Annotated in this window: 12 protein-coding genes; 9 read left to right on the top strand and 3 right to left on the bottom strand. The window is 33.5% G+C overall.

Annotation, left to right across the window (positions count from 1 at the left end):
• The first annotated feature begins 108 nt into the window (after positions 1–108).
• The 3 genes from BMX64_RS05625 (at position 109) to BMX64_RS05615 (ending at position 2893) form a co-directional block, all read left to right on the top strand.
• Positions 109–1596 (top strand): transglycosylase domain-containing protein, encoded by a 1488-nt coding sequence (locus BMX64_RS05625; protein WP_091168138.1) that lies wholly within the window; start codon positions 109–111, stop codon positions 1594–1596.
• Entirely contained in the window at positions 1584–2219 is a 636-nt protein-coding gene (locus BMX64_RS05620; protein ID WP_091168135.1) for a hypothetical protein, read from the top strand. Before BMX64_RS05625 ends, BMX64_RS05620 begins: the two co-directional genes overlap by 13 nt.
• A gap of 158 nt (positions 2220–2377) precedes the next feature.
• Positions 2378–2893, top strand: coding sequence for a GNAT family N-acetyltransferase (locus tag BMX64_RS05615; RefSeq protein ID WP_091168131.1), 516 nt, complete (start codon positions 2378–2380; stop codon positions 2891–2893).
• Between the two features lie 92 nt (positions 2894–2985).
• On the opposite strand, the gene BMX64_RS05610 is transcribed toward BMX64_RS05615, so the two are convergent.
• On the bottom strand, positions 2986–3543 hold the full coding sequence (locus tag BMX64_RS05610) for a DUF4494 domain-containing protein (RefSeq protein WP_091168128.1): 558 nt from the start codon (positions 3541–3543) through the stop codon (positions 2986–2988).
• A 211-nt stretch (positions 3544–3754) separates the two neighbouring features.
• On the opposite strand from BMX64_RS05610, the gene BMX64_RS05605 reads away from it, so the two are divergent.
• The 4 genes from BMX64_RS05605 (at position 3755) to BMX64_RS05590 (ending at position 8450) form a co-directional block, all read left to right on the top strand.
• Positions 3755–4381: a TetR/AcrR family transcriptional regulator gene (locus BMX64_RS05605; protein WP_396180369.1), complete on the top strand. Its 627-nt coding sequence runs from the start codon at positions 3755–3757 to the stop codon at positions 4379–4381.
• A complete protein-coding gene (locus BMX64_RS05600) occupies positions 4371–5696 on the top strand; it encodes a TolC family protein (RefSeq protein WP_091168124.1) in 1326 nt (441 codons plus the stop codon). Before BMX64_RS05605 ends, BMX64_RS05600 begins: the two co-directional genes overlap by 11 nt.
• An 11-nt stretch (positions 5697–5707) precedes the next feature.
• The gene (locus BMX64_RS05595; RefSeq protein WP_091168120.1) at positions 5708–6787 is read left to right on the top strand and encodes an HlyD family secretion protein; all 1080 of its coding nucleotides are present in this window, start codon (positions 5708–5710) and stop codon (positions 6785–6787) included.
• 79 nt (positions 6788–6866) lie between these two features.
• The gene (locus BMX64_RS05590) at positions 6867–8450 is read left to right on the top strand and encodes an MDR family MFS transporter (protein ID WP_091168117.1); all 1584 of its coding nucleotides are present in this window, start codon (positions 6867–6869) and stop codon (positions 8448–8450) included.
• Positions 8451–8478: 28 nt separating this feature from the next.
• Here the strand turns inward: BMX64_RS05590 and yaaA are convergent, their stop codons facing one another.
• Positions 8479–9237: a peroxide stress protein YaaA gene (gene yaaA / locus BMX64_RS05585; RefSeq protein WP_091168113.1), complete on the bottom strand. Its 759-nt coding sequence runs from the start codon at positions 9235–9237 to the stop codon at positions 8479–8481.
• A gap of 162 nt (positions 9238–9399) precedes the next feature.
• On the opposite strand from yaaA, the gene BMX64_RS05580 reads away from it, so the two are divergent.
• Both BMX64_RS05580 and BMX64_RS05575 read left to right on the top strand, forming a co-directional pair.
• Complete coding sequence (locus tag BMX64_RS05580) at positions 9400–9921, top strand: GNAT family N-acetyltransferase (protein WP_091168109.1); 522 nt, start codon at positions 9400–9402, stop codon at positions 9919–9921.
• Between the two features lie 44 nt (positions 9922–9965).
• On the top strand, positions 9966–11240 hold the full coding sequence (locus BMX64_RS05575; RefSeq protein WP_262987360.1) for an NAD(P)/FAD-dependent oxidoreductase: 1275 nt from the start codon (positions 9966–9968) through the stop codon (positions 11238–11240).
• Positions 11241–11356: 116 nt separating this feature from the next.
• On the opposite strand, the gene BMX64_RS05570 is transcribed toward BMX64_RS05575, so the two are convergent.
• A complete protein-coding gene (locus BMX64_RS05570; RefSeq protein ID WP_091168102.1) occupies positions 11357–12889 on the bottom strand; it encodes a SulP family inorganic anion transporter in 1533 nt (510 codons plus the stop codon).
• Positions 12890–13184 lie beyond the last annotated feature (295 nt).

The following is a 13184-nucleotide window of genomic DNA, read 5'->3' as shown; positions in this document are numbered from 1 at the left end:
AATAAAACTGAATTTAACAGATCTATCTAAATTTGGGGTGATAGGTCGCAAAATGTCAGAGTTATTTATTAATTATGTGCTGTGCTTACTGAAAACTCACTATTTTCTATGGATAAAGAATTTGAAGGATTTGTAATTTATAATAAATATTACAGCGATAGAAAGGCATTTGCTGTTGTTTCCGATGATTATGAGTGTAAAGCCGAATTGTCAAAAATCCCTACTATATTTAAAGATTTCATTGTTCCAATTGAGGACAAAAGATTTTTTGAACACTCTGGGATTGATTTTAAGGGTATTACAAGAGCATTATTTCGAAACCTTGTCCATCTAAAGGTTTTAGAAGGGGGCAGCACAATATCTCAGCAACTTGCAAGAAACTTATTGAGAGAAAACTCCAAAACAATATCTAGAAAAATTAGAGAAACATTGAAAGCGAGAGAGCTGGAAAATAAATTTTCGAAAGACGAAATTCTAAATCTATATTTCAATAATATCTATTTTGGTAGGAATATACGTGGATTAAGAAGTGCAAGTTTATGCTATTTTGATAAAGAGCCGGAAGCTTTAAATTATTCAGAAGTTTTGTATCTTATAACAATCTTAAGAGGTCCCAATTATTATATCGCAAATGTTGCTAAAGCCAATTCTAGGATGAGACTTCTTTCTAATTTATTATATGACAAACAAAAGATAAATTTAAATCAGCAAAACAAAATTGATAACCGAATCATCAAAGTTGCAAATAATAAAATAATTTCTATTAAAAACAGAACAATACCTTTCATCACTGAAAAGATTGATTTGAAGAAAAAGATAATTATTTCTACACTAGTGCCTCAATATCAAAATTTTGCTCAACAGTTTGTTCGAGATTCAAAATATCCTACCTCGGTTATAATCATAAAAAATAAAAAGGTTGTTGGTTTATCTAGTTATTATGGATCTGATTATCCCTTTTTTTTCAAGTCAAATGTCGGATCGACATTGAAACCATTCATTTATTATTTGGCTAAAAAAATTGGAATTAATGATACAGAGAAATTTAATTCTCAAAGTAATACCTTGAACTGGAGTGTAAGAGAAGCTACAATAGTTGATTCGCAATTAAATATAAATGAAGCATTATTTCATTCTAATAATAACTCTTTTATAAACATTGCTGAAAAAGTTGGGATAAATGAAACTCTCGAGTTTCTTTCAGAAACCTTGAGTATCAATCAAAATGAATTATTTCCTTCAAGCATATTAGGTGCGACAAAAAACGGGATATCGCTCTATCAATTAGCTAGTATTTACAACTCTTTCCTAAGTGAAAATTTAGATAGCCAAAAGAAAGACTTAATGAAAGTTATGAACAAAATTTTCAAAACTAAAATTGGTTTGGATATTGAAAATGCATTTCTTAAGACTGGAACAACTAATAATAATGAAGAGAGATTAGCTGTAGTGCATCATGCTGACACAACTTTCGCTTTTTTAAGAAATGAAAATCCAGAAAATGATTATTCAAAAGATGGTAGTATCTTTAAACACATAAAAATTGCTTTTATATCATTTTTTAAACAAAAGAAAGATTACAAATGGATGAAATAGAAGTTTTAAAAGACGTGGATTCAAATTTACTTGTATTTCTTCTTACAAGTTTAATAGCTTTCGTGGCATGGATTATAAAAGGTGCAATTGAAAAACCCATAAATGATTCAAAAATAACATTTGAAAAAACTTTTAACATCCGTATCGAGATTCTTACTGAAGTAAAGAATAGATTAAGTTTAATATTATATTTTAAAAATGATGATGAAACCAAAGTTTATAAAGAGCAGATTCAAGATCTTCTTCTTAAAGATGGAAAATCGGCATACCTTAGTAAAATAATTCTGGACAACTGTTTAAGATTATCAATTGATGAAAACGGTAACGAAGCTTTAGTTAAAGAAACAATTTCATTAATTGACATAGAGCTTTTCCAACTAATCTCTAAAGTTGAAGATGAAATTACTTTTTTTAGAAAGTTCTCGCATTTTAATCCTTTAAGTAAAGTTATTGGGATTACGTTGTTAGCATTGCAAAATATTATCACAATTTTACTCATTGGACTGATTATTTATTTTATAGTTTCTTTTTACATCAGTAGTGCGATCTGCGGCAAAATATTAATCCTAATTACATCAATTGGAATAATGTTTTTTGCTAATTGGTATCTTTCAAAGAAATAGCAAAACACATAAAAGTCAGCTCAGCTCCGCAAAGTGATCTTCTAAAAAAATAAATTTCTCGTGAATGCTGCGCATTCCATGATACAGATTATTCAAAATTCAAACTTTGTTTTGTACTTTTAAAGCACACTCAATAACTGAAAACTCAAATTACAATAATGAATTATCACTTTAGAAAAGCGAAACTATCTGAAATAGCTCCGATATGGGAAATTTTACAACAAGCTATACAACGCCGAAAAGAAGATGGCAGTACCCAATGGCAAGACGGTTATCCAAATCCTGAAGTCATACAAAAAGACATTGAAAAAGGAGAAGGATTTGTTTTAGTAGACGGAGAAACTATCATCGGTTACAGTGCCGTGCTTATTAATTACGAGCCTGCTTATGCTACAATTGAAGGAAACTGGTTAACGAATGATGATTTTGTTGTCATGCACCGCGTAGCCATTTCTGAAAATTACTTGGGCAAAGGACTGGCAAAACTGATGCTAAAAAACATAGAAGATTTTGCGCTAAGCAACAACATTTACAGTGTAAAAGCAGACACAAATTTTGATAATATCGCCATGATGAAAATTTTTGAAAACTTAGGTTATACCTATTGTGGCGAAGTTTATTTTAGAGGAAGCCCAAGAAAAGCATTCGAGAAAGTATTACACAAACAAAACTGATTAAAATTAAAAAACCGCAAATTCGCAAATAAAAACAGTTAGCAACTGTTTTAATAATTTGCGAATTTGCGGTGAGTTTTTTTAAAACAATCTTAAACTACAGCTTCTTCTTCGGGAGCAGTTTCAAATTCCATGTGATCCTCGATTTCCGCAGCTACTTCCGGTTTTGATGCTTTCAGCGCATTGAATCTTTCTAATTGTGCAAGTTCTCCTTCTTCCCCACTGAAATAAGGAAATACATCCATAATAGGAGATTCTGAAATTGCAGGAACGGTATAATCGCCCATAGTACCTTTCATCACGCTAATGGTGTTGTCGTAAGCCTCTTTTACATCATTGGCTTGCACTAATAAATACATATTAGTTTTGCGTTCTTTACCGCTTTCTTCGTCATAGGCCAATAAAGAAACTTTGGATCTAAACCAACGGTCTGCATTTTCGAAAGGATGAATCTCTGCATAATTAGCCACTTTTATATTCGTGATTTTGAATTCTTCACTTATATACGCTGACATTTCTTCATTGATTCTGCTTTCGGCTTCAGTGTAAGATAACGCGTCTACCAAGTACGGTTCTGTCGTAATCTTTTGTCCGCCAGTTTCATCCGTTTTTCTATATTTTACTTTGCATTCGTACCAAGTTGTGCTCATTTCTTTTTTTTTAAGGATGTCAAAGATAGATTTAAAAGAAAAAAAACAACAGCATTACTAAAATAGATATTCACAATTTCAGAAGAAGATTAGTGCTATTACAAATTTTATACTTGTTCAATTTAAAATGTTAAAAATATGTTAAATTAAAACTAAACAGTTGTTTAAATTAAACGCTTGTTTAGTTTTGTTTTTGAAAAAATTGATTCCATTGAAAAGTAATTTTAACGACAAACAAATTCAAATTCTCGAAGTTGCTGAAATACTTTTCGCAGAAAAAGGATTTGATGGTACTTCCATTAGAAACATAGCAAAAGTGGCAAAAATCAATATTGCCATGGTTTCGTACTACTTTGGTTCCAAAGAACGTTTACTGGAATCGCTTATTGTTTACAGAACTTCGGATCTTAAAAATCAATTGGATAATTTGTTACAGGAAGAACTGGAACCTATAGACAAAATCAACAAACTGATTGAACTGTACATCAATAGAATCAATAGTAACAGAGGAATTTACAGAATTTTACACTTCGAATTTACTTCCAAAAAAAGAGAACAAAATCTTCAGGCTTTCTCTGAATTAAAAAAAGGAAATTTAAAATCCCTTGAAGCTATTATCGAAGAAGGTCAGAAAAAAGGCATTTTTAGAAAAGATGTTATAATTCCGCTTATCACACCCACCATTCTGGGGACTTTCTTTCATTTTCACATGAATAAACCTTTCTTCGAAAATTTACTAAACCTAAAAACCGAAGATTTGTATAATAATTACATCAAAACAAATTTGACAAAGCACATTCAACAAACTATAAAAGCACTTCTAATATATGAAAGTTAGTCAATTCATGCTCTTTGGGATTTTCTTTATTGGAATTTCATCCATAGAAGCCCAAGAAAAAACAAGTTTAACATTGAACGAAGCCATTAATTTGGCTTGGACCAAAAGCAATGAAGTTACGCTGGCCAATACAAAAGTAAAGACCAAAAAGTACGAATTGCAATCCACAAAAAACAACCAATACCCTGATTTGAAACTTTCAGGTCAATACCAAAGATTGGCAAATGCATCTGTTGATTTCAAACTGAACCAAAGCAATAGCGCACAACAACTTCCCATAGTCAATCAATTAATGGTTGGACAGTTGAATGCCAGCGTTCCTATTTTCTCTGGTTTTAAAATTCAAAACAGTATCGCTGTTAACGAAAATTTGTATCAGGCTGAAATGGCAACTGCTTCCCAAACAAAAGAAGAAATTGCTTTACGGGTAATTGATTATTATACCAGTTTGTACAAAGCACAAAAAACAATTGAATTGCTGAAAGAAAATCAAAAAAGTGCACAACAGCGCGTAAAAGATTTTGTAGAACTTGAAAAAAACGGAATTATCCCAAGAAATGATTTATTAAAATCACAATTACAAGTCTCGAAAATTCAATTGAATTTAGATGAAACGTATAATAATTTGAAAATCATCAACTTTTATTTGGTTACACTTTTGAAATTGAATCCAGAAACAAAGTTGGAGATTCGTGAAAGTGATTTTGCTGATTTCCAAATTACAACTATTCCCACAAATGATCAATTAGCTTTAGAAAATCGTAAAGATCTGGAAGCTATACGATTTCAAGGAAAAGCAAGTGAAGCCAATATCAAAATAGCAAAAGGTTCTTACTATCCGGCAATTGCAATTATTGGTGGCTACACCGCATTAGATTTAAGCAATGTCATAACGGTCCAAAATGCAATGAATATTGGAGTGGGAATTACCTACGATTTAAGCGCCATTCTTAAAAATGGAACATTGGTAAAACTAGCAGAAAACAAATTTTTAGAAGTACAAAATTCGGAAGCAATGCTAACGGATTATATTAAAATTCAGGTACAAAAATCGATTGAAAATTACGATTTATCCTTGAAGCAAAATAAAGTTTACGATCAAGCGGTAGAGCAATCTTCTGAAAATTATCGAATCATAAAAGATAAATATGACAACGGGCTTTCGGATACTAATGATTTACTGGAAGCTGATGTAGAACAACTGAGTTCAAAGATTAATAAAGCTTTGGCAAAAGCCAATACTTTTCAAAAATACTATGAGTTACTCTCTGTAACAGGCCAATTATCCCAAACCTTCAATATTTCAAAAAACTAATCATACCTACCATGGAAAAGAAAAAAACAAATACAAAATTTATTATTATCCTAGTGGCTTTGGTAGTTTTAGGTGGTTCTTACGGGACTTATAAATACATCCATTCACAATCTCACGAGGAAACGGATGATGCCCAAATTGAAAAAAACATGAATCCGATTATTCCAAGAGTTTCGGGATATGTAGATAAAGTGTATATCAAAGACAATGATTTTGTAAAAAAAGGAGATACCCTGTTTACTATCGATAAAAGAGATTATCAGTTAAAAATTGAAGAAGCCAATGCTGCAATGGTGGGTGCTGAAGGCAATTTTGAGGTTTCCAAAGCTGATATTGGAAGTGCTTTAGCAAGTATATCTGTTTCAGATGCTAATGTGCAATCAGCGGGTGGAAATATCGAATCGGCAAAAATTAGATTGGATCGCATTACAAGTGATTACAAAAGATATGACAATTTGTACAAAAGCCATTCGATTACAAAACAACAATACGAGCAAGCTTTAGCAGCAAAACTGGAAGCAGAAAGCCAAGTACGCGTATTGCAACAACAACAGAGAGCCAGTGCTTTTCAAAAATCAGTTATTGTAGCAAAATCAAAAGTTTCAGACAAACAAACCGAAGTTGCTGCTGCCAATATAAGAAGAGCACAGGCATTGCTTGATGCTGCAAAATTAAATTTAACTTACACCGTCGTAACCGCTGCAATTGACGGTCAGGTATCAAAAATTGATATTCAACCGGGACAATTGGTGCAACCGGGACAATCGTTATTTTACATTATCAATAACAAAGAAGCTTGGGTAATTGCTAATTTCAAAGAAACTCAACTAAACAAAATGGTTATTGGGCAAAAAGTGACTGTCAAAGTAGATGCTTATCCAGGTTATGATTTCGAAGGTTCTGTCACATCATTTTCTCCTGCAACAGGATCCCGATTCTCATTGTTACCACCAGATAATGCAACTGGAAATTTTGTAAAAACGATTCAGCGATTGCCTGTCAAAATAAGTTTAAACGCGACAAATGATCCTGAAAAAATAAAATTACTTCGCCCGGGAATGAATGTTGATGTAGATGTACATTTAAAATAAATCTATTTTTTTGGTGGCTTCCACAATATCAAAAACGACAACACTTTTTAAGAAAATGATAGTTTACAATTTAGTATAAATGGTACAAACGGGAGAAGACGATTTAGTAGAATATGGCTATAGACGAGTTCTTATAACGATTACGGCAATACTTTGTACCCTGCTCGAAATCGTTGATACCACAATTGTTAATGTAGCACTGACGAACATGAGAGGAAGTCTGGGTGCTACGCTAAACGATGTCGCATGGGTAATTACCGCTTATGCAATTGCAAATGTTATTGTAATTCCAATGACAAGTTGGCTTTCTCAACAATTTGGAAGACGTAATTATTTTGTTACTTCCATTATTATTTTTACAATAGCCTCATTTTTATGTGGAAATGCAGATAATATCTGGGAACTTGTCACTTTTAGATTTATTCAAGGATTGGGCGGCGGTGCATTATTAGTGACAGCACAAACCATTATAACCGAGAGTTATCCTGTTGCAAAACGGGGTATGGCCCAGGCAATATACGGAATGGGTGTCATTGTTGGACCTACTTTGGGTCCGCCATTAGGAGGCTATCTTGTTGATAATTTTTCATGGCCTTATATTTTTTATATCAATATTCCACTTGGAATTATTGCCACCGTACTCGCATTGACCTTTGTAAAAAGCCCTAAATATGGCGAAAAGTTAAAATCCAATCAAGTCGATTGGTTGGGGATTTTTCTATTAACGGCATTTATTGGTTCTTTGCAATATGTTTTAGAACACGGTCAGCAAGACGATTGGTTCAATAATAAAACAATTATACTTTTAAGTACTATTACCGTTTTTGGTTTAGTACTGTTTATTTGGAGAGAGTTAACCTATAAATACCCGATCGTCAACTTGGGTGTTTTAAAAGATGGAAATTTAAGAATTGGAACAGTAATGTGTTTCATTTTAGGATTTGGACTCTATGGTTCCACTTTAATCATTCCAATTTACACACAAACGATTTTAGGGTGGACTGCCACAGATGCGGGGTTGTTACTTATTCCAGGTTCAATAACCACAGCTTTCATGATGCCAATTGTTGGAAAATTACTTCAAAGAGGTGTTCCCCAAAGTTATATGGTAGGTCTTGGATTTTTGATTTTCTTTTTCTTTACTTATATCATGCACAATAGTATGACACCAAGTACTGGTGTTGAGCATCTGTATTGGGGATTGATTTTAAGAGGAATTGGATTAGGACTCCTTTTTGTGCCGATAACTACATTGTCCCTTTCTACTTTAAAAGGAAAAGATATTGGCGAAGGTGCTGCCTTTACAGGAATGATGCGACAATTAGGTGGCTCTTTTGGTATTGCCATTATCACAACCTTTATCACCCGATTTAGTCAGGAACACAGAGTAAATTTAGTCTCACATTTAGACACAACCAGATTAGAGGTGCAAGAGCGGGTTTTGATGTTGCAAAAAGGGTTTATGTCAAAAGGATTTACTGCTAATGAATCTTTGAAAAAAGCCTATCAGGTGATTGACTATTCCGTGATGAAACAAAGTGCTGTTTTATCGTATATGGATATTTTTCTCTATCTCGGAATTATGTTTCTGTGTTGTATTCCAATTATATTTTTAATCAAAAAAGGAAAAAACAAAATCAATCCTGCCGATGCCATGCATTAGTAAAAAAGCAATTAGTGGTGTGCATTAACTATCGCGTAAAAACCAAATGATTTCCTTCTGATAAATTGGCATCAAACTGATAGCCATCGTAATTAAATCCTTTTAAATCATCAATGGTTTGAGCGTTTGTGTCAATAATGTAACGCACCATCATTCCTCTGGCCTTTTTAGCAAAAAAACTGATTATTTTTAGTTTTCCGTTTTTGTAATCTTTAAATTCCGGAGTTATTACAGGAACTTTCAACCCCTTGACATCTATTGCCGAAAAATATTCGGTACTCGCTAAATTGACAAATAACTCGCCATCTTTGAGTTCGCAATTTAATGCTTTAGTAATTGTAGGTTTCCAAAATTCATAGAGGTTTTTGCTTTCGCCAATGGGTAATTTTGTTCCCATTTCCAATCGGTATGCTTGAATCAAATCTAACGGTTTCAACAATCCGTACAAACCGGAAAGGATTCTTAAACGATCTTGTAAAGCCTCAATTTTTTTTTCAGGAATCGAATAAGCGTCTAATCCAATGTACACGTCACCATCAAAAGTATAAATAGCTGGACGCGCACTTGAAGTCGTAAAAGGGGTTTTCCAATCTTGGTTTCGCTTCCAGTTCAAATCAGCCAGTTTATCCGAAATGCTCATTAAATCCGATAAATCAGCAGGCTTTTTTTCTTTCAAAACTTTATGAACTTGACGCGATTCTTTTAAAAACGAAGGTTCGGTGTGCAATTGAGTTGGTAACTGTTTCTCAAAATTTAAAGACTTGGCTGGCGATATTACAATTTTCATAGACAATACTCTTTTGAGCGTTTTTTATTTGTTCGCTCAAAAGTACTAATTGCAATCAAGAAATCAAGAATCATTAAATTGATTTGTTTAATAGTTCGATAGATAATGAGAATTGTTTCCTAATTTAATTATTTTTGAAAAATAAAATACCAACGAATAATTATGAATACGATTGAGATTAGAAAAGCAACAGTATCCGATTTAGAAACAATCCAAAAGATAAGCATCCAAACTTTCATTGAAACTTTTGCAGCTGTAAATACACCTGAAAATATTGCCAATTATATCAAAGACAGTTTAAATACCGAACAGTTAACGGATGAATTAAACAATGCTAATTCTCAGTTTTATTTAGCGTATTCAGATACAGAAGCTGTTGGGTATTTAAAAATAAATTTTGGTGACGCGCAAACGGAATCTTTCAACGAAAATGCTTTAGAAGTACAACGGATTTATGTTTTACAAAATTTTCATGGAAAAAATATTGGACAACTACTGCTTGATGAAGTAAAGAAGATTGCGCAAATTACAAACGTTGATTCTGTTTGGCTCGGTGTATGGGAAGAAAATCACAGAGCAATTCGATTTTATACGAAAAATGGATTTGTTGTGTTTGACAAACACGTTTTCATGATGGGTAATGACGAGCAAACAGATTTATTGATGCAACTTCAAATACATTAATAAAAATTAAATTATCACTTATTTGGGTGCTTCTAAAACGGTAATTGGCTTATTTTTGTGCCAAACATTATCACAACACTATGAAACAAGATGTAATTATTGTAGGAGCGGGATTGGCGGGATTATCTGCCGCTGTTCATTTGCATCGTCAAGGACGAAAAGTACTGTTATTGGAAGCCAGTGATCGGGCGGGCGGGAGAATAAAAACCGATTCTCATGAAGGCTTTCTTTTAGACAGAGGTTTCCAAGTGTTGTTGACGGCTTATCCTGAAACTCAAACATTACTGAATTATACCGATTTAAAACTAAAAAAAATGTTACCTGGAGCAACCGTTCTTTATGACGGAGGCAGTTTTGAAATAGCAGATCCATTCCGAAGACCATCGGCGGCCTTTGCCACTCTTTTTGCTCCCGTTGGAACGTTAAAAGATAAAATCAATACACTTTGGTTAAAAAATAAATTACAAAAACTAACGATTGACGAAATTTTCGAGCAACCGGAACAAACAACTCTGAAACAACTGGCGGATTATGGTTTTAGTCCAAAAATGATTGAACGTTTTTATGCACCTTTCCTTTCCGGAATCTTTTTAGAAAATGAGCTAAAAACTTCCCGTAGAATGTTCGATTTTGTGATGAAAATGTTTTCGGATGGAGATGTGGCAGTTCCTGAATTTGGTATGGAAGAAATACCCAAACAATTGGTCGCCATGCTTCCCGAAGGCAGTATTCAATGCCATACCAAAGTAACCACTATTGAAGGCAATACCGTAATTACTGAAGATGGAACCGTTATGGCGGCCAACCAAATCCTTTTGGCTACGACCGCAAACAACCTTACCCAAAAATACTTTCTGAAGCAAAAAATGACTTCGCATCAGGTTACTAATATTTATTTTGAAGCCAATGAAGCGCCTACTGAAAAAGCAGTAGTGATTTTAAATGCTTCAACTAAGAAAAAATGGGTAAATAATTTGACGGTGATGTCTAATGTTTCCAAAGCGTATGCGCCAAAAGGAAAAGTGCTTATTTCCGTTTCCTACAATGGAATCCCAACTGTTGATGACGCAACTTTGGCAGAAAACATGAAGCAAGAATTGAAACAATGGTATGGCGAAAAAGTAAATTCATGGAAAATGCTGAAAGCCTATCGTATTGAATATGCTTTGCCAACTCAAGAAAGTGTGCGAAATACGATTGATGCTTCTGAAATAAAAATCTCAGATACACTCTTTATTTGTGGAGACAACTTACTGAATGGTTCTATAAATGCCGCATTGAAAACGGGACGATTAGCTGCTGAAGCGATGAAAATATAGTTTGCTCTACATTATAAATCGATTATTGCCACAATTTTACAGATTTTTAATTTGTCAAAAAAATTATAATCGGTGAATCTGTGACTATTTTTTTTGCCTTTCTATAAATTAAATCGCTAATCTATTACCACTTTATAGCTAGGATCTTCAAGAATATTTACGTCAATTACGGTGTCAGCATTTTTTAATAAGGTTCTGCAATCTGCGCTTAAATGGCGCAAATGAACCGTTTTATTGACTTTTGCATACCGCTCAGTAATTTTATTTACAGCATCAATCGCACTCATATCGGTAATCTTACTTTCTTTAAAATCAATAATGACTTCGTTTGGATCATTAAAGACATCAAATTTTTCTGAGAAAGCCGTAGTGGAAGCAAAAAATAAAGGACCATATATTTCATAATGCTTCACCCCTTTTTCATCGATATATTTCTTAGCCCGAATTCTTTTGGCACTTTCCCAGGCAAAAACTAAAGCAGAAATAATCACTCCAATTAAAACAGCTAAAGCCAAATTATGTAATACAATAGTGATCAACGCAACTAATACTCCAACAAAAATATCGTGTTTTGGCATTTTATTGATGATTCTAAAACTTGCCCATTCAAAAGTGCCAATTGCCACCATAATCATAACACCAACTAAAGCCGCCATAGGCAATTGTTCAATTATTGGAGCACCAAATAAAATAATCACAAGTATCATCAGTGCAGCAACAATTCCGGACAATCGCGCTCTGGAACCCGCAGAAAGGTTGACTAAAGTTTGCGCAATCATAGGGCAACCACCCATCCCGAAGAAAAAGCCATTTAAAATATTCGAGCTTCCCTGCGCAATACACTCGCGATTCCCATTTCCTTTGGTCTCGGTGATTTCATCAACTAAATTTAAAGTCAACAATCCTTCTGTTAGTCCTACAGAAGCCATGATTAAGGCATAAGGAAATATAATTTGCAATGTTTCCAAATTTATTGGAATATTCGGAATGTGAAATGGAGGAAAACCACCACTCACAGAAGCAATATCCCGCACGGTTTTAGTTTCAATTCCAAGGAAAAAAACCAATGCAAATACCACAATAATAGCCACTAATGAAGCCGGTATTGCTTTTGTTACTTTAGGAAGCAATACCACAATTCCAATAGTCAGTGCTACTAATCCCGCCATAATCAACATTGGAGTTCCTGAAAGCCATTCACTTTGCCCGTTTACTATTGCTTTAAATTGATTCAATTGCGACATGAAAATAATAACTGCTAAACCATTTACAAAACCAAACATAACGGGTTGTGGCACCAATCTTATAAATTTTCCGAGTTTAAAAATACCTACTAAAATTTGTAAAACACCAGCCAAGGCAACAGCTGCAAGAACATATTCTAGTCCATTAGAATTCATTAAAGCGATTAAAACAATAACAGTTGCTCCTGCTCCACCAGAAATCATTCCAGGTCTTCCACCGAAAACTGCCGTAATTAAACCGGCGATAAATGCAGCGTATAAACCCATCAGCGGAGGAAAACCCGCTACTATAGCAAAAGATAGGGATTCTGGAATCATGGTCATAGCAACCGTTAATCCCGCCAAGATTTCTATTCTGTAATTGACTTTTTGTGAGAAATCAAATAAATTAAATGCTTTTTTCATGAATAATTATAATAAGAAACTTCCGATACAATTTTATTGTTCAAAATTGCATCGAAAAATAATTTCGATAAACTTTTTTGGGGAAAATCCCTTGATTTTAAGACTCTAAATCAGGTCGGAGTACATTCTGAGATTACTAGGATGACGTTTTTCACTAGAGCTGCAAAAATAAAACTTTTAACTCGTTTACCCAAACAGAAAGTGAAATTGCGTAAATTTGGCAAAAATTATCGTTTTTTTTCATAAAACAAGCATTTTTAACTCCACATCATTCAATTCAAATTTAAAAAAGCTT

The organism is Flavobacterium sinopsychrotolerans (assembly GCF_900110375.1).
Lineage (GTDB): Bacteria > Bacteroidota > Bacteroidia > Flavobacteriales > Flavobacteriaceae > Flavobacterium > Flavobacterium sinopsychrotolerans.
The sequence above is the reverse complement of the archived record's forward strand: the minus strand, read 5'-3'. Positions and strand labels throughout refer to the sequence as shown.

What these genes read in the sequence shown, in the direction of transcription:
- BMX64_RS05580 (WP_091168109.1), top strand. Translation starts at nt 9,400, where the DNA reads ATGAATACGATTGAGATTAGAAAAGCAACAGTATCCGATTTAGAAACA.
- yaaA (WP_091168113.1), bottom strand. Translation starts at nt 9,237, where the DNA reads ATGAAAATTGTAATATCGCCAGCCAAGTCTTTAAATTTTGAGAAACAG.
- BMX64_RS05595 (WP_091168120.1), top strand. Translation starts at nt 5,708, where the DNA reads ATGGAAAAGAAAAAAACAAATACAAAATTTATTATTATCCTAGTGGCT.
- BMX64_RS05620 (WP_091168135.1), top strand. Translation starts at nt 1,584, where the DNA reads ATGGATGAAATAGAAGTTTTAAAAGACGTGGATTCAAATTTACTTGTA.
- BMX64_RS05610 (WP_091168128.1), bottom strand. Translation starts at nt 3,543, where the DNA reads ATGAGCACAACTTGGTACGAATGCAAAGTAAAATATAGAAAAACGGAT.
- BMX64_RS05590 (WP_091168117.1), top strand. Translation starts at nt 6,867, where the DNA reads ATGGTACAAACGGGAGAAGACGATTTAGTAGAATATGGCTATAGACGA.
- BMX64_RS05615 (WP_091168131.1), top strand. Translation starts at nt 2,378, where the DNA reads ATGAATTATCACTTTAGAAAAGCGAAACTATCTGAAATAGCTCCGATA.
- BMX64_RS05625 (WP_091168138.1), top strand. Translation starts at nt 109, where the DNA reads ATGGATAAAGAATTTGAAGGATTTGTAATTTATAATAAATATTACAGC.
- BMX64_RS05570 (WP_091168102.1), bottom strand. Translation starts at nt 12,889, where the DNA reads ATGAAAAAAGCATTTAATTTATTTGATTTCTCACAAAAAGTCAATTAC.
- BMX64_RS05600 (WP_091168124.1), top strand. Translation starts at nt 4,371, where the DNA reads ATGAAAGTTAGTCAATTCATGCTCTTTGGGATTTTCTTTATTGGAATT.